The 19,404-nt window shown below is 31.5% G+C and carries 16 protein-coding genes; all 16 read right to left on the bottom strand.

Going from position 1 to position 19,404, the window contains the following annotated elements; genetic code table 11:
- Positions 1–95 precede the first annotated feature (95 nt).
- Positions 96–2,213, bottom strand: a complete 2,118-nt coding sequence (locus CLOCEL_RS09005) for a polyribonucleotide nucleotidyltransferase (RefSeq protein WP_010077247.1) — start codon at positions 2,211–2,213, stop codon at positions 96–98.
- 116 nt (positions 2,214–2,329) lie between these two features.
- Positions 2,330–2,593, bottom strand: coding sequence for a 30S ribosomal protein S15 (gene rpsO, locus CLOCEL_RS09000; protein WP_010077248.1), 264 nt, complete (start codon positions 2,591–2,593; stop codon positions 2,330–2,332).
- Between the two features lie 136 nt (positions 2,594–2,729).
- A complete protein-coding gene (locus CLOCEL_RS08995) occupies positions 2,730–3,656 on the bottom strand; it encodes a bifunctional riboflavin kinase/FAD synthetase (protein ID WP_010077249.1) in 927 nt (308 codons plus the stop codon).
- 11 nt (positions 3,657–3,667) lie between these two features.
- Entirely contained in the window at positions 3,668–4,534 is an 867-nt protein-coding gene (truB, locus tag CLOCEL_RS08990) for a tRNA pseudouridine(55) synthase TruB (protein WP_010077250.1), read from the bottom strand.
- Between the two features lies 1 nt (position 4,535).
- A complete protein-coding gene (locus tag CLOCEL_RS08985; RefSeq protein WP_010077251.1) occupies positions 4,536–5,492 on the bottom strand; it encodes a DHH family phosphoesterase in 957 nt (318 codons plus the stop codon).
- The gene (rbfA, locus tag CLOCEL_RS08980; protein ID WP_010077252.1) at positions 5,461–5,844 is read right to left on the bottom strand and encodes a 30S ribosome-binding factor RbfA; all 384 of its coding nucleotides are present in this window, start codon (positions 5,842–5,844) and stop codon (positions 5,461–5,463) included. The genes CLOCEL_RS08985 and rbfA overlap by 32 nt, the downstream gene beginning before the upstream one ends.
- Before the next feature lie 21 nt (positions 5,845–5,865).
- Complete coding sequence (gene infB, locus CLOCEL_RS08975; RefSeq protein ID WP_010077253.1) at positions 5,866–7,959, bottom strand: translation initiation factor IF-2; 2,094 nt, start codon at positions 7,957–7,959, stop codon at positions 5,866–5,868.
- 13 nt (positions 7,960–7,972) lie between these two features.
- A complete protein-coding gene (locus CLOCEL_RS08970) occupies positions 7,973–8,287 on the bottom strand; it encodes a 50S ribosomal protein L7ae-like protein (protein WP_010077254.1) in 315 nt (104 codons plus the stop codon).
- Positions 8,277–8,546 carry an RNase P modulator RnpM gene (gene rnpM, locus CLOCEL_RS08965; RefSeq protein WP_010077255.1) on the bottom strand — a complete coding sequence of 90 codons (270 nt, stop codon included), beginning with the start codon at positions 8,544–8,546 and terminating at the stop codon, positions 8,277–8,279. The genes CLOCEL_RS08970 and rnpM overlap by 11 nt, the downstream gene beginning before the upstream one ends.
- A 9-nt stretch (positions 8,547–8,555) precedes the next feature.
- Positions 8,556–9,626, bottom strand: coding sequence for a transcription termination factor NusA (gene nusA, locus CLOCEL_RS08960; RefSeq protein WP_010077256.1), 1,071 nt, complete (start codon positions 9,624–9,626; stop codon positions 8,556–8,558).
- Between the two features lie 12 nt (positions 9,627–9,638).
- Positions 9,639–10,100: a ribosome maturation factor RimP gene (gene rimP, locus CLOCEL_RS08955; RefSeq protein WP_010077257.1), complete on the bottom strand. Its 462-nt coding sequence runs from the start codon at positions 10,098–10,100 to the stop codon at positions 9,639–9,641.
- A gap of 299 nt (positions 10,101–10,399) precedes the next feature.
- Positions 10,400–14,731 (bottom strand): PolC-type DNA polymerase III, encoded by a 4,332-nt coding sequence (locus CLOCEL_RS08950; RefSeq protein ID WP_013291695.1) that lies wholly within the window; start codon positions 14,729–14,731, stop codon positions 10,400–10,402.
- Positions 14,732–14,939: 208 nt separating this feature from the next.
- The gene (gene ispG / locus CLOCEL_RS08945; protein ID WP_010077259.1) at positions 14,940–15,989 is read right to left on the bottom strand and encodes a flavodoxin-dependent (E)-4-hydroxy-3-methylbut-2-enyl-diphosphate synthase; all 1,050 of its coding nucleotides are present in this window, start codon (positions 15,987–15,989) and stop codon (positions 14,940–14,942) included.
- A 210-nt stretch (positions 15,990–16,199) separates the two neighbouring features.
- A complete protein-coding gene (gene rseP / locus CLOCEL_RS08940; RefSeq protein ID WP_013291694.1) occupies positions 16,200–17,273 on the bottom strand; it encodes an RIP metalloprotease RseP in 1,074 nt (357 codons plus the stop codon).
- Between the two features lie 11 nt (positions 17,274–17,284).
- On the bottom strand, positions 17,285–18,439 hold the full coding sequence (locus CLOCEL_RS08935) for a 1-deoxy-D-xylulose-5-phosphate reductoisomerase (protein ID WP_010077262.1): 1,155 nt from the start codon (positions 18,437–18,439) through the stop codon (positions 17,285–17,287).
- Positions 18,440–18,608: 169 nt separating this feature from the next.
- On the bottom strand, positions 18,609–19,403 hold the full coding sequence (locus CLOCEL_RS08930; RefSeq protein ID WP_010077263.1) for a phosphatidate cytidylyltransferase: 795 nt from the start codon (positions 19,401–19,403) through the stop codon (positions 18,609–18,611).
- Position 19,404: the final 1 nt, after the last annotated feature.

Genomic DNA, 19,404 nt, shown 5'->3' with positions numbered 1-19,404 from the left:
ATAAATTATTTGGATACAACCTTATTATATATTATTGTTTGTGATTTTGCTTAAAAAAACAAAAAATAAAAAGGCAACTTTTGCCCTTCTATTTTTTACTTCTCATCATCTTCTTTGTTTTTTTCTTCAGTATCAGCTAAAGCATCTTTTCTTGATAGATTTACTCTACCTTGGTTATCTATTTCAGTAACCTTTACAAGTATCTCATCACCTACAGATACGATATCTTCAACTTTATTTACTCTCGTAACATCTAATTTAGATATATGAACGAGACCTTCTTTATTAGGAAGTACTTCTACAAAAGCACCAAAGGTAGTTATTTTAGTAACTTTTCCTAAGTATATTTCTCCAACCTTTATTTCTCTTGTTAAATCATCAATCATCTTAACAGCTTTATTTGCTCCAACACTGTCTGCTGACATTATAAATATCTTGCCATCTTCTTTTATGTCTATTTTTACGCCAGTTTCAGCAATTATCTTATTTATAACTTTTCCGCCTGCACCTATTACATCACGAATTTTTTCAGGGTCTATCGACATAGTTATTATTCTTGGTGCATATTGAGATAATTCTTCTCTTGGTTTCTCAATGCATTCATCGATTTTTTCAAGAATATGAAGTCTTGCTTTTCTCGCATCTTCAATTGCTGTACGAATTACATAATCTGATAAACCTTTTATCTTTGTATCAACTTGAATTGCTGTGATACCTTTAGTAGTACCTGCAACTTTGAAATCCATATCTCCAAAGAAATCTTCTATACCTTGGATATCTGTAAGAACACCTTCTTGGGTTAAATCTTCATTAGTTATAAGTCCCATAGCTATTCCTGCTGCTGGTCTTTTTATTGGAACACCTGCATCTAAAAGAGCTAGAGTACTTCCACAAACACTTGCTTGAGAAGTTGATCCATTAGAACTTAATACTTCTGAAACTAATCTAATTGTATATGGGAACTCTTCTTCACTTGGTATAAGCGGTACTAATGCTTTTTCTGCTAAAGCTCCGTGACCTATTTCTCTTCTTCCTGGTCCTCTTAACGGTTTAACTTCTCCAACAGAATATGCAGGAAAATTATAATGATGCATATATCTCTTTGATTCTTCTTCACCTAAACCATCGATAATTTGAACATCACCAATTGCACCTAAAGTTGCTACAGTTAAAACTTGAGTAAGACCTCTTGTAAATAATCCTGTACCATGAGTTCTTGGAAGTAAATCAACTTCACATCCTATATTTCTTACTTCATCAAAGGCTCTACCGTCTGGTCTACGTTTCTTATTAAGCATCATATCTCTTACAATTTCTTTTTGAGTATTGTAGATTACTTCACCAATATCACCTTTTGCATCTGGATATTTTTCAGCAAAAGCACTATTAATATCTTCTTTTATAACCTTAAGTCTTTCATTTCTCTGATCTTTATCAGTTATGTACATAGCCTCTTTTAACATTTCAAAAGAATATTCAGTTACTTCTTTTTCAAGAGTTTCATCTACATGATAAAGCGTTGGTGTTACTTTTTCCTTACCAAACTTGCTTCTTGCTTCCTCTTGAAATTTTATTATTGGTTGGCATTGCTCAAATCCATAATTTATAGCACTTATCATGACTTCTTCTGGGATTTCATCTCCACTAGCTTCAATCATCATAACTCTTTCTCTTGTGGCACAAATTGTTAAGTCCATAGTGCTAAGTTTTCTTTCTTCTACAGTAGGATTTAATACAAAGTTCCCATCAATTAATCCAACTGATACAGTAGCAACTGGATCTACAAATGGAATACTTGATAATAATAATCCTAAAGAAGCTCCATTCATTGCTAAGATATTTGGAAGATTATCTTGTTCTACTGAAAGTACAGTACAAACAACTTGAACATCGTTTCTATATCCTTTTGGGAATAATGGTCTTATAGGTCTATCAATAGCTCTAGCATTTAAAATAGATTTTTCTGAAGGACGACCTTCCCTTTTTATAAATCCACCTGGAATTTTTCCTACTGAATAAAATCTTTCTTCATATTCGATACTTAATGGGAAAAAGTCTATTCCATCCCTAGGGTTTTCTGATGCATTAGCATTTACCATAACAACAGTATCGCCATAGCTGATAAGCATCGCACAATTTGATAGCATACCAATTTTTCCAAATTCAACTTTTAGCGTTCTTCCAGCTACAGTTGTTTCTAAAATATGATTCATAATTAACCTCCTTTCAAGGCTCCTACATTATATTATTTATTAAAAGTAAAATTTTATGTAATTTTCATTAGTTTAAAATAATAGAGCGGTTTTACCGCTCTATTATTTTAAAGATATTACTTTCTTAGGCCTAACTTAGCGATTATATCACGGTATCTTTCGATATCTTGAGCCATTAAGTAGTTTAATAGACCTCTTCTTTGACCAACCATCTTTAATAGACCTCTTCTAGAGTGGTGATCTTTTTTGTGTTCTTTTAAGTGACCATTTAAGTGGTTTATTCTTTCTGTTAATAAAGCTATTTGAACTTCTGGTGAACCAGTGTCTCCTTCATGTCTCGCATATGTTTTTATTAACTCTTCTTTTCTTAATTTATCCATTTCTACACCTCCGAATAATATCCCCTATACTCCATGAAAAAGTCGGTGACTCTATATTCATAGAATAAGGTTCACAAGAATTATATCAAATAATAATTTAATTGTAAATCAAATCTTTGATTTACAATTAAATTATCTATTTTACAGCAAAATTGAACTTCTCAGCATAAGCTTTATCTTGCTTTAATTGTTTAACTAACTCATCTATTGATTTAAATTTTTTCTCATCACGAATTCTTTTAACAAAGTATACCTCTATAAATTCATCATATATACTCTGATTAAAATCCAAAATATGAGTTTCTACTGAAAGGCTATCCCCTTGAACCGTAGGGTTGTATCCAATATTTGTAATACCTTTGTAGATTTTATTTTCGACTTTTACATTACTATAATAAACTCCGCCTTTGGGAAGAAGTCTTTTAAAATTTATCTCAATATTAGCAGTTGGAAAGCCTATAGTGTTTCCTAAGTGCTTTCCAGATACTACTTTACCTTCTAAAGAATAAGGTCTTCCAAGAAGCACAGAAGCTTTCTCTACTTCACCTTCTGTAATAAAAGCCCTTATCTTCGTACTACTAACAATAGTATCATGCTCTTTAACTGGATCTATAACAATAACTTCATAGCCATATTCATTACTATAGGCCTTTAAAAGTTCAACATCACCTTGATTTTTATATCCAAATCTATTGTTGTATCCTACCACTATGCCTTTCATGTTATATTTCTTAACCAAAAGTTCTATAAATGCAACTGGTTGGATTTTTAGATACTCTTCATTAAAATGAGCAAAATTAACTATGTCCACTTCTAGTTTTTTTAAAATTTCAATCTTCTTTTCATTGACCATAAGTTGCTTTGGTTCTTTATCTGGAGCCAAAATACTCAAAGGATGATTTGAAAAAGTATAAACCATGCTTTTTATATTATTTTCCCTTGCTTTAGAAACTGTTGATTTAATTAACTGCTGATGTCCCATATGAAGACCGTCAAAGCTACCTAAGGTAATATATGTACTATCTTCTAAATCAATATGAAAATTATCATTTAATATTCTCATAACTAAAACTCCTAATTAAGCAGTGTAATTATTTTAAAGCCTTTTTCTTGTAGCATACCGAGACCAAGAAGTTCTTTTTCCTTATATACTCTATAAATCTTATCAAATTCAATATTTTTAATTATATTAGGATTGTTTAGGCAAACCCCATTTAAAAGCAAGTTACCAATTTTCTCATTATAATATAGTGGAGAAAATTCCATAATTGCCTCTTCAATTGAAATAATATGATTTTCATAGTTTACGGCTAATTCTTCTAATGTTACGGAATTTTCCTTTTTGAAAGAACTAGAAGCGGTTCTCTCTAGGTCCCACATAGCACCACCACATTTTAACTTTTCACCAATATCAAAACACAAGCTTCTTATATATGTTCCTTTAGAACAAACTACTTCAAACTTTATATCTGGAACTTTAATTTCAAGAATTTTAATATCGTAAATAGTTATGCTTCGTTCATTTCTTTCAACTTCTTTTCCTTCACGTGCAAGTTCATAAAGTCTTTTTCCTTGCACCTTTAAAGCTGAATACATTGGTGGGACTTGCTTTATTTCTCCAATAAATGAATTTATAGCTTCTTTAACTTCAGCTTCTGATAAATGCTCTGTAGCTAATGTTTTAAGAACCTCACCCTCTCTATCATAGGTATCTGTTTCGACACCAAGCTTCAAGGTAGCTATATAAGTTTTTCTTCCATTCATAATATAATCAACAAGCTTTGTGGCTCTTCCTATACAAATAGGAAGAACCCCTGTTGCTAAGGGGTCTAAAGTGCCTGTATGACCTATTTTTTTTTGACCTGTAATCTTTTTAACTGATCTCACAACATCAAAAGAAGTTATCCCTTGTGGTTTATATACATTAATTATACCATTCATCTTATCTCAACTCTTTTTCTAGTAATGCAATTATTTGTTTTTCACAACGTTCAATGGTTCCTTCCATTAGTGCTCCTGCTGCTTTTTTGTGTCCACCGCCACCAAAAGCTTCTGCCACATGTCTTACATCGACGTCATTTTTGGCTCTTAAACTTATCTTAATACCTTTGTCTGATTCTTTAAGTAGTAACGCTACTTCAACTCCCTTAAGTTTTAATCCATAAGAGATTAAATCGGAAGCATCCTTTTCCTCAGCTCCTAAAGCTGAAAGTAATTCCTTAGTAACCTTTAATACTACAATTTTATCATCACATACTAAATACATATTTTCTAAAACCCTTGCTAGAACCTTTGTTTCACTTAAAGATTTATTATCAAAAACTAAAGAATGTATTTGACTAAAGTTTATTCCTACATTTATTAAATCACCAGCAATAGTATGAGTTAAAGCTGTAGTATTTGAATGCCTGAAAGAACTTGTATCTGTAAGTAAAGATACATATAAACATGTAGCCATTTCCTTTGTTATTTTTACGCTTAAGAGCTGAAGCATTTGATAAATGATTTCACTAACTGCAGAAGCATTTGTATCAACATAGTTAAAGTCACCATAAAGGCCATTAGACGCATGATGATCTATATTAATCTTTATAATATCATTATTTTCTATTGAAGTATCACTATTTATTCTTGCCACATTACCACAATCTAGTACAATCAGTATATCAGTACCTTCTAATATTGTGGGATTGAAACCTACTTCTTCTGCATTAGGTAGAAATTTTAAGTTATCTGGTGCTTGTTCTTTAGATAATATGTACACTTCTTTGTCAAGAGTTCTTAGTCCTAACAATAAGCCTAATGAGGATCCAATTGAATCCCCATCAGGTGATGTATGAAATGATACAGCAATCTTTTTACTTTCTTTAATTTTCTTCAGTATCTGATTCATCACCATTGTCTTCATTCTCCTTTATGCTATGAATTAATCTATCAATATGCATACCATACTCTATTGAAGTATCTAGATTAAAAAGCAATTCAGGAGTACTACGAAGGTTTATTTTTGAAGCTACTTCCCTCCTGATGAAACCGGATGAATTTTTTAATATTTTAAGACTCTCATCTTTTTCTGTGTCACTACCAAATATGCTAACATATACCTTCGCATATTTTAAATCTTTTGTTACATCTACAGATGTAACACTTATCATCGGAGCTAAACGAGGATCTCTAACCCTATTGCGTATAACATCACTAATTTGTTTTTTCATTTCTTCGTTTATCTTTTCACTTCTATATCTAGCCATTTTAATACCTCCTTACTGAAATTATAGTGAAGTAGGTTTAATTTCTTCTATAGTGAAGGCTTCAATAATATCTCCTTCTTTTAGATCATTATATTTTTCTACAGTAAGTCCGCATTCATATCCACTAGCAACTTCCTTAGCATCATCCTTGAAACGCTTTAATGAAGATAAAGTAGACTCAAGTATTACTATGCCATTTCTAACTAATCTTATACTAGCATTTCTTACTATTTTACCATTTGTAACATAACAACCTGCTACAGTTCCAACATTTGAAATTTTATATACAAGTCTAACTTCAGCTGTACCTAAAATTACTTCTTTATATTCTGGTTCAAGCATTCCTATCATAGCTGCTTTAACATCGTCGATTGCATCATAAATTATTCTATAAGTCTTTATATCAACGTTATCTCTATCTGCTGCTGCAACTGCATTGTTATCAGGACGAACATTAAATCCTAAAATAATAGCACTTGAAGCTTTAGCTAAAGTAACATCTGCTTCTGATATTGCACCAACAGCACCATGAATTACTCTAACCTTAACGCTATCTGTTGAAAGCTTTTCTAATGATTGATTTAATGCTTGAACTGAACCTTGAACATCAGCCTTAACTATTAAACCTAACTCTTTAACCTTACCTTCTTGGATTTGGCTATATAAATCTTCTAATGATACTCTTGTTGAAGATAAATAATCATTTCTTTGAGATTCTTTTCTTGAATCAGCCATATTTCTAGCAGTTTTTTCATCTTTAACTACGTAGAACTTATCTCCTGCTGCTGGTACTTCTGATAAACCTAAAATTTCAACTGGAACTGATGGACCAGCTTCTTTTAATTTCTTTCCAGTATGATCAAACATAGCTCTAATTCTTCCGTAAGTAGTACCAACTATAATTGAATCTCCTACTTTTAATGTACCATTTTGAACTAATAATGATGCAACAGAACCTCTTGCTTTATCTAGCTTGGCTTCAATCACTGTACCTTTTGCTTTTCTTGATGGATCAGCTATAACTTCTTCCATTTCTGCCGTTAATAGTACCATTTCTAATAGAGTATCTAAGTTTTCACCTGTCTTAGCAGATACTGGAACACAGATTACATCGCCACCCCAGTCTTCTACAACAAGACCATACTCTGTAAGTTCTTGTTTAACCTTATCTGGATTTGCACCTGGTTTATCCATTTTATTAATAGCCACTATCATTGGTACACCTGCAGCTTTACAGTGGTTTATTGCTTCTGCAGTTTGTGGCATTATACCATCATCAGCAGCAACAACTAAGATAACGATATCTGTTATTTGAGCACCTCTAGCTCTCATAGCAGTAAAAGCTTCATGTCCAGGTGTATCAAGGAATGTGATTAATTCATTATTTACCTTAGCCATATAAGCTCCGATATGTTGTGTTATTCCACCTGCTTCTGAATTAGTAACTTTTGTTTTTCTGATAGCATCTAGTAAAGATGTTTTACCATGGTCAACATGCCCCATTACAGTAACTACCGGCGGTCTCTTAATATAGTTTTCGCCTTCTTCTTCCTCATCTATTTCTTCAGTTATATCCGCTTCTTCTTCATCTGAAATAAGTTGGTCTTCTTTTAAAACTACTTCAGTATTAAACTTAGCAGCAAGCTTTTCTGCAGTAGCAAAATCTACTTCTTGATTAATTGCTGCCATTACACCTAAAAACATAAGTTGTTTAATAACTTCTGTACCTGGTTGTTTTAACTTATCAGCTAATTCTTTAACGGTTATTGTATTTTCCATTTCTATAACTGAACCATCAATAACTTCTTCTGATCCTAATTGTTTTCCTTCTGCGTCTTTCTCGCGGCCTTTATTCTTACTTTTCTTTACTACAACATTAACACTTTCATTTAGATCATTTTCATATTCGTCTATGATAGATTGCTTTTTGCCGTTAGCTTCTGCATCTTCTGCTTGTTCTTCTAGCATCTCTTTGATAAGTGCAGCGTCTTCATCATCAATAACACTCATATGATTCTTTACTTCAATACCAAATTCTTCCTCTAACAAGGATATAAGATCCTTACTTTGGACATTTAATTCTTTAGCTAATTCATATACTCTAATTTTTGACATATATCCACCTCCATTAAACTTCGTCTTGACACCCATATAATTCCAGAAGCTTTTTTGCCATATTTCCATCTAATATCCCTACTATCTTGATCTCTGCTCGACCAATAGCACGACCTAAGTCTTCTTTTTCAAAACCTTCTAATATTTTAATGGCGCTTTTCGAAGAATAATTTAAAAATTTTTTCTTTGTATTATCAGATACATCCTTTGACATAAGTATCAAGGGTAACTTTTTATATTTGATAGCCTCATCACAGCGGTTATAACCTTCTATTAGGTTTCCTGATCTTTTTACAAGCCCAAGAAAGTTGTAAAATTTATTTACCACTTTGAATCTCCTCTTTTATGTTATTATAAAGAACTTCATCTATTTTAACCTCTAGGTTACGCTCTAACCTTTTGGTTTTATATGCTTTTTCAAAGCATTCAACTGACCTGCATATATAAGCTCCTCTTCCAGGTTTTTTCCCCTGTAGGTCAACAGATACTTCTCCTTCTTTGTTTTTAACAACTCTGATAAGTTCTTTTTTAGGCTTCATTTCCATGCAACCAGTGCACATTCTTTGAGGAATCTTTTTAACCTTCATGAAAATCACCTACTCTTCTTCTGTTGTAGCTTCAACAGAATGCTGGCTTTTGCTCTTAATGTCTATTTTCCAACCTGTAAGCTTTGCAGCTAATCTAACATTCTGTCCTTCCTTACCAATTGCTAAAGATAATTGGTTATCATCCACTATAACCTTTGCACATTTGTTTTGTTCATCAATAGAAACATCAAGAGTCTTAGCTGGACTTAGTGAATTAGCTATATATTCCTCTGGCAATTTGTTCCACTTTATTATATCAATTTTTTCGTTTCCTAATTCATTGACAATGTTTTGAACTCTCAAACCTTTCGAACCAACGCAAGCTCCCATAGCATCTACATCTTCATCATTTGAATAAACTGCTATTTTAGTTCTTGAGCCAGCTTCTCTTGCTATAGACTTTATTTCAACTATTCCTTCATATATTTCAGGAACTTCTATTTCAAACAATCTCTTTACTAAGTTTGGATGTGTTCTTGAAACTACGATAGATGGTCCTTTACTCGTCTTTTTTACTTCTACAACATATAATTTTAACTTTTCATTAAAGTTATACTGTTCTCCTGGTATTTGCTCTGATTCATTTAATACCGTTTCAATTCTGCCGATATTAACAAGTACATTTTTCTTATCTTTTCTTATAACAGTTCCATTTATTATATCAAATTCTTTCTCAGCAAATTCTTCGTATATAAGATTTCTCTCTGCTTCTTTTATCCTTTGAATAACTAATTGCTTCGCAGCTTGAGCCGCTACTCTACCAAAATCTTTTGGTGTAACTTCTATATCTACAATTTCCCCAATTTCGTATCTTGGATCATAATTTTTAGCTTCTTCTAAAGTTATTTCATTTACTGGATTAAGAACATTTTCAACAATATCTTTACGTGAAAATACTTTTATATCCCCAGTTTCTCTATTCATAGTAACTTTAAAGTTTTGGTTTGTTTCAGAACCTTTGCTATAATTTTTCTTATAAGCTGCAACCATAGCATCTTCAATGGTCTCAAACAATTGATCTTCACTGATGCCTTTTTCTTTGACAATCTCCTTTAATGCAAGTAAAAAATCTGCATTCATTTTTTAACCTCCTTATATCTCCCCATTAAGCGTAACTTGCTTTAATATTTTCTTTGGTACAGTAATTACTTCGTTATTAGCCTTTACATAAATATTTTCATCATCTATATTATCTAAAACAGCATCAAATTTCTTTCTGCCATTTAGTAAGGACTTCAGTTTTACAGTAACTTCTTCTCCAATATATCTTTTAAAATGCTCATCTTTAAAAAGAGTTCTAAAAACACCTGGTGATGAAACTTCTAAATAATAATTTTCATCAATTGGATCTTCTACATCGATAATATCACTTATAGCTCTGCTAACTTTTTCACAATCATTCAAGCCTATCCCAGCTTCATTTTCTATGTAAAATCTTAAGAAATTTTCTCCACCTTCAACCACATATTCTATATGATACAGATCATAACCCAAATCTTTTATAACAGACCCCATACGACTTTCGATTTCAATTAATAATTTTTCTTTATCCATAATCAAGCCTCCTTTTATATATGATTTGCAAATTATACATAAATATTGATAATTAAGCAAAAACGCAACTCTAAAGTTGCGTTTACATAAACAGAAAGAGCGGGCTTTTCAACCCACTCTTTGAATGTTAAATCTCACTGCATAACGTATACTACTAAAATCTTAACACAACTCAAAATACTTTTCAAGTTTTTTATAAAAACTTCTATAATATAAAAAAATTATATCTAAATAGCATAACTGTGCTAAATATTTAATATCTACACAAAAACACTCCTAAAAACAAGCAACTTATTTTCTTAGAAAGAAAATAGAGTTAATTGATTTGTATCCGGAAGTCCTTCTAAACAGCCATGTTCATTCAAAACTTCTATAACACTTTTCGATACCTTAGCTCTTATTCTAAGATCCTCTTTAGACAGAAACTCTCCACCTTTTCTTGCTTCTGCTATACTTTTTGCAGCATTTTCTCCTACTCCTGCCAAAGCATTTATAGGCATTCGTAAATTATCACCTTCTATTGTAAACTTAACAGGGTCTGATTTATATAGATCTATTTTTAAGAATTGTATTCCCCTCTTATTCATTTCATAACATATTTCCAGAATTGTAAGAAGTCCTTTGTCTTTTACAGAAATATCATTACTACTATTTAATTCATGAATCTTTTGTCTTATTACGCCTTCACCTTTTATAATAAGATTACCATCAAAATCAGTACCTCTTACTGTCAAATATGTTGCATAATATGCTTTTGGATGATGCACCTTAAAATATGCAATTCTTACAGCCATCATACAATAAGCTACTGCGTGGCCTTTAGGGAACATGTATTTTATCTTTTTACAAGATTCAATATACCATTCCGGAACTTTATGTTCTCGCATCTGCTCTTCATTTTCTGGCGACAATCCTTTTCCTTTTCTTACCTTTTCCATTATTACAAAGGCATCCTTTTCAGGTAATCCCTGATATATAAGATATACCATAATATCGTCTCTTGTTGAAATACAATCTCTTAATGTAGTATACCCTTCTTTTATAAAATATTGCGCATTATTTAGCCATACATCAGTACCATGTGAAAGCCCAGATATTCTAACCAAATCTGAAAAAGTTTTCGGCTGAGTATCCACAAGCATTTGTCTTACGAATTTGGTTCCGAACTCTGGAAGTCCATAACTTCCTACTTCACATTCCAATTCTTCTCTATTAACCCCTAGCGCATCAGGTGATGTAAATAAGCTAAGCACAGCTGCATCATTTAACGGAAGTGTTTTCGGATCTATCCCCGTTAAATCTTGAAGCATTCTTAAAATAGTAGGATCGTCGTGACCTAGTATGTCTAGTTTTAACAAACGACCACTTATAGAGTGATAATCAAAATGAGTTGTTATTATATCAGAATTAGGATCATCCGCTGGATGTTGAACTGGAGTAAAATTATATATTTCATTGTCACTTGGAACAACCATAATTCCCCCTGGATGCTGACCTGATGTTCTTTTTACACCAGTACATCCTTGAGTAAGCCTTTCAACTTCTGCTACTGAGACTCTCATTTCTTTTTCATCTAGGTATTTTTTCACAAAACCATAAGCAGTTTTTTCAGCTATAGTTCCTATTGTTCCAGCTTTAAATGTATGCCCCTTACCAAAGAGTTCCTCAGTATATTTATGAATATCCCCTTGATTATCTCCAGAGAAGTTTAAATCTATATCTGGTTCCTTATCACCATCAAAGCCTAAAAAGGTTTCGAAAGGTATATCATGGCCTTCTCTTATATATTCAGAACCACATTTAGGACAATTTTTTTCAGGCAAATCCGCCCCACAGTTAACAGAACCATCCATAATAAATTCACTATTTTTACAATTTGGACAAACGTAATGTGGTGGCAATCCATTAACTTCAGTGATACCACTCATAGTTGCTACAAAAGAAGACCCAACAGATCCTCTTGAACCAACTAAGTATCCATCAGAATAAGATTTTGCAACAAGCTTCTGTGCAATAAGATAAAGCACCGCATATCCATTATTTATAATAGAATTAAGTTCCTTATCTAATCTTTTTTGTACTACCTCTGGAAGAGGATCTCCATAAATCGAATGTACCTTTTTCATGGTCATTTCTCTTATTTCATCTTCTGCCCCTTCTATCTTAGGCGGATAAGTTTCATCTGGGATCGGCTTTACCGTCTCTACAGACTCAGCAATATCATTAGGATTTTTAATAACCACTTCATAACAAGCTTTTTCTCCTAAATAACTAAACTCTCTGAGCATTTCTTCTGTGGTCTTAAAATACAAAGGTGGTTGATTTTCAGCATCACTAAAGCCTTGCCCAGCAAGTAATATCTTTCTAAATACCCCATCACGTTCATCTAAGAAATGAATATCTCCAGTTGCTACAACAGGCTTATTGTATTTTTGGCCTAGATTATAAATTCTTCTATTTATCTCTCTTAACTCATTTTCATCTTTTACATTACCTTTTTCAATTAAGAAGAAATTATTACAAATAGGTTGTATTTCTAAATAATCATAAAAATTTATAATAGGTTCTAACTCATCGTCACTTTGCCCTTGAAGAATATTTTTATATAATTCTCCTGCTTCACAAGCTGAACCAATTATAATCCCTTCCCTATATTCTTCTATAAGACTTCTTGGGAGCCTTGGCTTTCTATGAAAATTGTCTAAACTCGAAAAAGAAACTAGTTTATATAGATTTTTAATACCTACTTGGTTTTTTGAAAGAAGAATAATATGGTTCATCGGCAATTTTTTTATATCTTGTGTTTGCTTATATTCTTTATTTAAATCACTAAGCTTGATGATTTCTCTTGATCTAAGCTCCTCTTGTGCTTTTAAAAACACCATAGCTGTAGCTTTAGCATCATCTACAGCCCTGTGGTGATTAAGAAGTGTAATACCAAGGTACTTACATATAACATTGAGTTTATATTTATTTAGTGCTGGATAAAGATATTTACACAAAGGTATAGTATCCATGATTGGATAATTAAATTCTAGGTCATTATCTAAATAATTCTTCTTTATAAAAGAAGTATCAAAGGCTGCATTATGAGCTACTAATATAGATCCATCAACAAAATCATAAAATTCTTTTATAACGATATCTATAGTTTTTGCATCCTTAACCATGTAATTATCTATTCCAGTAAGTTCAGTTATTTCTAAAGGAATATCCTTTTGTGGATTTACAAAAACACTGAACTCATCTATTATCTCGCCATTTTTTACCTTTACTGCTCCAATTTCAATTATCCTATCATTTTGACTAGAAAAACCTGTTGTTTCTATATCGAAAACCACAAAAATGTCATCAATATCCCTATCCCCTTCATTAAGAACAACACTTCCTCCATCATCTACTAAGTATCCTTCTACTCCATAGATAATCTTTATTCCATGCTTCTTACCTGCATCCATAGCTTCTGGGAATCCTTGAACCACGCCATGGTCTGTTATAGCAATTGCTTTATGTCCCCACTTAGCAGCCCTTTCTATAAGTTTTGAAGGAGCTACCACAGCATCCATAGCACTCATAGTTGTATGGGCATGAAGCTCAACTCTCTTCTCCCTTGCATTATCTTTTATAATAACCTTATCAGCTTTATTTATATCTCTTACCATTATCACGTTTTCTTTTATAAAAGTATCATAGGATACTCTTCCTCTTAGAAGAACATGGCTACCTTTTTTTAGTTGATCAACAAGTTCATCCTTTTCTTCTTTAGTTGTAAAAAATTTTGCAACCATGGAACTTGTATAGTCTGTAATATATAAAGTAAATATTATTCTACCTGTTTTTGTTTCCGTAATTTCAACCTTAAAAATATCACCTTTTACAATAGCCCACTCATAAGTCTCGTCTATCTCAGAGATTTTTAAGATATCACCAGCTATTCCTTTTCCATAGATAAGATCTTCTTCTTTTATATTTTTATTAATTTGAATCTTAGGCTTATACTGACTTTGTTGGTTTTGTTTTGGTTTTTCCTTTTTCTCTTTATCCTGTTCTTTTCTCGCTACTGGTAAGTTAGTCAATATCTCTTTTACAATTTTGCTATCTTCGATTTCCTTAAATTTAGAATAGCTTTCTTCATCTTGTTTTTTACTAATATGGAAATTAACAGTACAATTTATTCCAAATAAATCCCTTATTTGATTTTTTATTATAGAAGAAAGATTTTTATTTTCTAAATGCTTACTTAAAAACTCGTTTTCCACATAAACATTTAATTTCTCTTCATCAATTTTTCTTTCGGCCTTATTTAAAGCTGAAAGGCATATAGGGAGCCCTTTTGATGCCTCATTTACTATATCTGCCCAGTACTTTGTTGAAATCTCCTTAAGAGTTAAATTCGAAATATCTTTATGAAAGGATATTTCTACACCATCAATAAATGTTACTCTTTTTAAAATAAGCTTTTTTATACTTTCTTCTTGGTTTTCATCAAGTTCTTCTTTAGCTTTAACAATAGCTCTAAGTATATTACTCTTTTTTAGATACTGCAATTTTATAAGCCTGATGTCATACCCAATTAAAAAATGATTTAAATCGAATTCATCATTAATTGAATTTAACATTGTTGAATTCATCCTAGCACCTACTTTGTCTAAAATAAAAATCCTATTGGTGATCGTATTATAGAACTATCTACATTTTTTAAATTTTATAGTAAATAATAAAATAAAAACACAGGCTATGTATCATAGCCCTACTAAATTTTATAAGAAACTATGGTACATAATTTTTCTATGATACATAGCTATACTATAAAACTCAATTTTTCTACGGATTCATAGCCTACAGATTTTCAATTTCCTGTAGAAGTTCTTTAACAAGATCTTCTTCCTTAACTTTTCTTATAATTTGTCCTTTTTTGAATATTAAACCTTCACCGTTTCCGCCAGCTATACCTATATCAGCTTCTCTAGCTTCACCAGGTCCATTAACTATACATCCCATTATAGCAACTTTAATATTCTTTTTACAAGATTCAAGTTTTGCCTCAACTTCATTGGCAATATTTATTAAATCAATTTCTGTTCTTCCACAAGTTGGACATGATACGAATTGTATACCTGAATTATTATATCCTACACTCTTCAAAATTTCTTTTCCAACTTTAATTTCTTCTAAAGGATCACCTGTAAGAGAAACTCTTATTGTATCACCGATACCCTCACACAATAAAGCTCCAATACCTACAGAAGACTTTATAGTTCCTCTCCATATAGTACCAGCCTCCGTAACACCTAAATGCATAGGATAGTCACAAAGACTTGAAGCTAATTTATAACTTTCCACCATAGTAACTACATCTGAAGATTTTATCGAAATAACTATATCATTAAAATCTACAGCTTCCAATATTTTTACATGATTTAAAGCACTTTCAACTAAAGCTTCTTTAGTAACCTTTTTATATTTATTTAATATTTCTTTTTCTAAAGAACCAGAATTAACACCTATTCTTATTGGAATATGTCTTTCCTTGGCTTTTGATGCCACGGCTCTTACCCTTTCAAGATCTCCAATATTCCCTGGATTTATTCTTAAAGCAGATATACCATTCTTTATTGACTCTAAAGCTAATCTATAATCAAAGTGGATATCAGCTACAACAGGAATATTTACCTTTGTTACAATTTCCTTAATTGCTGAAGCTGCTTCCATATCTTTAACAGCACATCTTACAATATCACAACCTGCTTCTTCCAATGCTAAAATTTGTGAAACAGTAGCCTCTACATTTCTAGTATCAGTGTTAGTCATAGATTGAACAGATATAGGAGAGTCTCCTCCTATAAATATATCGCCTACTGCTATTTTTTTAGTCTTTTTCCTCAACATATTATTATCTCCTTCATAGAAAAAGTTACTTTATTATATAAATCTTCTACTTTTGACCTGTGTGTATATCAATTTTAATTTAATTATCCTATAAACTATACAAGAACCCTTTATAGGTTCTTGTATAATCTTTCATTGATATTGTAAAAGAAGGTACATATTTATAACTTTTAAAAGTCTCTTTATTGCAAGATGTGTATTCTGCTATAACTATATGTTTACAGGAAATAACACATCTTTGATTGTCACTATGACCATTAATCCCATTAATATCAAGAAACCAACAGTCACAATTGAACCAACCTTTTGTTCACTTATCTTTTTCCTTGTTATCATTTGGAATAAATACAGTAAAAGGTATCCTCCATCTAAAGCAGGTATAGGTAAAATATTAAATACAGCCAACTGAACACTCATGAGTGCCATAAAATAAACAAGATTTAGCCATCCAGCCTTAGCTTGTGCTACTGATACCTTAACTATAGTAACAGGTCCTCCAACGCTATTAGCAATATCAGCTTTTCCAGTGAATAAATCTTTAAAGAAATCAAAAGTTAGCTTCACCATAAATTTAACTTCATATACTCCACGATTAAGTGCTTGAAGAATACTAGGATTTTTAGCTATTACAGGTATAAATCCTAAATTGTAATCGCCTTTTGCTTCACCTTTTGCTGGAGTAATATCAAAAGATTTTACATCCCCACCTCTGTTTACTTCAACAGTAACCTTATTTCCATTAGCCTTAAGTAATTCATTTTTTAAGTCTTCAACATATTTTACTTTATTTCCGTCAATTTTAACAATATTATCTCCTGGAAGAATTCCTGCTTCTTTTGCTGGGGAATTATCTGTAAGGGAATCAACTCCTAAAGTCTGAAAGCCACCTGCGCCTATATTTACTATAGCAAATAGCATTATTGCTCCAATTAAATTCATAAATGGTCCAGCTGCTATTATTAAAAATCTTTGCCAATTCTTTTTACTTGTAAGAGATTTAGGGTTATCAGAAAGATTTTCAAAATTCGTATCTTCCCCAACCTCACCATTTGCACCATCGTATTCTCCAAGCATCTTATTGTAGCCACCTATAGGCAATAATCTTATAGAATACATAGTTTCTTTTCCTTGATATGAATATATCTTAGGTCCCATTCCTATTGCAAATTCTTCTACCTTAACTCCATTAAGTCTTGCCACTATAAAATGTCCTAATTCATGAATTAACACTAAAAAACTAAATGCCAACAAAGCATAAATAACATATAATATTTGACTAACCACTAAAATCACTCCTACTTTATTAAATCTTTTATATATCTTCTTACTAATTCTTCTGTATATAATATTTCATCCAAAGTAATATTCCTTATTTTTTCAATTTTTAACATACATTGTTCTATGATATTAGCTATATCTAAGAAACTTATTTTACCATTCAAAAACAATTCTACTGCCACTTCATTGGCACTATTTAAGATCGTTGGAAGATTTCCTCCTTCATTTATAGCATCATATGCAAGTTTTAAACCTTTAAAAGTATTTAAGTCTGGTTTTTCAAAGGTTAGCTCCCTTATTTCCAATAAGTTAAGAGTCTTAATTACACTAGCTTTTCGAATTGGATAATTAAGTGCGTATTGGATAGGTAGCTTCATATCAGGGTTTGATAACTGAGCTATAACACTACCATCTTTGTACTGAACCATTGAATGAACTATACTTTGAGGATGAACTAAAACTTCTATATTAGAAGGCTGAATATCAAAAAGCCATTTTGCTTCAATAACCTCTAGACCCTTATTTATTAATGTAGCCGAATCAATTGATATCTTTTTCCCCATATTCCATTTTGGATGACTCAAAGCATCATTAACATCTACCTTTTGGAGCTCATTTAAAGGCCTACCCCTAAATGGTCCACCTGATGCGGTTAAAAGAATTTTATCTATGTCCTTATATTGATTTCCTTGAAGACATTGAAATATTGCTCCATGTTCTGAATCCACTGGTAATATCTTGACCTTATGCTTTTTAGCAAGGTCCATGACAATCTCTCCACCTACTACTAAAGTTTCTTTATTAGCAAGTGCTATATCAATACCAGCTTTTATTGCCTCAATAGTAGGTCTTAAACCTATCATTCCTACAAGTGAAGTTAGCACCAAGTCAACATCACTTAATGTACTTATTTCAATTAAGCCTTCGACACCATATAAAACCTCTACAGACAAATTTTTAGCTTTACAATAATCTTTTACAATGTTATAGGAATCTTTATCCATCATCGTTATGTACTTTGGAGCAAATTCATCTATAATATTCTTAATGGAAGTTACATTAGTATTTGCAGACGCAGCAAGAAGATTAAAATTTCCTCTATCTCCTCTAATTATTTCTAGAGCTTGCGTTCCTATGGATCCAGTAGCTCCTAGTATGGTAATATTTCTCATACGTATCTCCTTATTTTTTATACTACTATTAATAATTTAACCTATATATAAATATATCACAAGTTCTAAAATTCCTAAAGAAACAAAATAGCCATCTCAAAATAGAAAATAACTTCTGATTGCAAAATTTTCTACAAACAGAAACTTTTTCTTTCTTGAGATAGCTCTACTATAAACCTATTATAAATGATACATAATAAAAAACTATTACTGAAGAAAATAAAATGCTATCAAATCTATCTAAAATTCCACCATGTCCTGGTATCAAGTTACTATAATCCTTTACTCCTACATGTCGTTTTATTGATGATGCGGTTAAATCTCCAAGTTGTGAAAAAATACTACATAACAATCCAATTATAATATAATGGTATAATTCCACTTGTACGCCATTAGACTTGGCAAAAAGTCCAAATAAAAAGCATGATATTCCTCCACCTAATAAGCCACCTAAAGAACCTTCTACAGTTTTATTGGGGCTAATTTTAGGAATTATTTTATGTTTTCCGAAATTCACTCCTACAAAATACGCACAGGTATCAGAAACCCACGAAGAAAAAAATATTATCCATATCAAATATTCTCCATATTCCTTAACATTAGTCAAATATATAAAGCTAAAAAATACAGGAACATATATGAAACCACCTATAGTTGTAAAAATATCATTAAAATTATATCTTGAATTTACCGCTGTAATAGAAAGTAATAGCATCATGCTTAAGAATATCAAAAATGCTACTACTGCAAAATCAACATTCTTAAGAAATATATAGTACGCTATAGTAGCGAAGTATCCTACAAATTTAATTGGTTTAATACCTTTTTTCGAGGCAACACTATATAATTCATATATTCCCATGAAAGATAATAGTAAAAGACCATACCTAAGTAAATCTCCACCAACTGATATAAAAATAACAAGAGGTGTTAATATTAGTGCTCCTAAATAACGTTTATTCATC

The organism is Clostridium cellulovorans 743B (assembly GCF_000145275.1).
Taxonomy (GTDB): Bacteria; Bacillota; Clostridia; order Clostridiales; family Clostridiaceae; genus Clostridium_K; species Clostridium_K cellulovorans.
This window is presented reverse-complemented; position numbering and strand designations above follow the sequence as displayed.

What these genes read in the sequence shown, in the direction of transcription:
- CLOCEL_RS09005 (WP_010077247.1), bottom strand. Translation starts at nt 2,213, where the DNA reads ATGAATCATATTTTAGAAACAACTGTAGCTGGAAGAACGCTAAAAGTT.
- rpsO (WP_010077248.1), bottom strand. Translation starts at nt 2,593, where the DNA reads ATGGATAAATTAAGAAAAGAAGAGTTAATAAAAACATATGCGAGACAT.
- CLOCEL_RS08995 (WP_010077249.1), bottom strand. Translation starts at nt 3,656, where the DNA reads ATGAGAATATTAAATGATAATTTTCATATTGATTTAGAAGATAGTACA.
- truB (WP_010077250.1), bottom strand. Translation starts at nt 4,534, where the DNA reads ATGAATGGTATAATTAATGTATATAAACCACAAGGGATAACTTCTTTT.
- CLOCEL_RS08985 (WP_010077251.1), bottom strand. Translation starts at nt 5,492, where the DNA reads ATGGTGATGAATCAGATACTGAAGAAAATTAAAGAAAGTAAAAAGATT.
- rbfA (WP_010077252.1), bottom strand. Translation starts at nt 5,844, where the DNA reads ATGGCTAGATATAGAAGTGAAAAGATAAACGAAGAAATGAAAAAACAA.
- infB (WP_010077253.1), bottom strand. Translation starts at nt 7,959, where the DNA reads ATGTCAAAAATTAGAGTATATGAATTAGCTAAAGAATTAAATGTCCAA.
- rnpM (WP_010077255.1), bottom strand. Translation starts at nt 8,546, where the DNA reads ATGAAGGTTAAAAAGATTCCTCAAAGAATGTGCACTGGTTGCATGGAA.
- nusA (WP_010077256.1), bottom strand. Translation starts at nt 9,626, where the DNA reads ATGAATGCAGATTTTTTACTTGCATTAAAGGAGATTGTCAAAGAAAAA.
- rimP (WP_010077257.1), bottom strand. Translation starts at nt 10,100, where the DNA reads ATGGATAAAGAAAAATTATTAATTGAAATCGAAAGTCGTATGGGGTCT.
- CLOCEL_RS08950 (WP_013291695.1), bottom strand. Translation starts at nt 14,731, where the DNA reads ATGAATTCAACAATGTTAAATTCAATTAATGATGAATTCGATTTAAAT.
- ispG (WP_010077259.1), bottom strand. Translation starts at nt 15,989, where the DNA reads ATGTTGAGGAAAAAGACTAAAAAAATAGCAGTAGGCGATATATTTATA.
- CLOCEL_RS08935 (WP_010077262.1), bottom strand. Translation starts at nt 18,439, where the DNA reads ATGAGAAATATTACCATACTAGGAGCTACTGGATCCATAGGAACGCAA.
- CLOCEL_RS08930 (WP_010077263.1), bottom strand. Translation starts at nt 19,403, where the DNA reads ATGAATAAACGTTATTTAGGAGCACTAATATTAACACCTCTTGTTATT.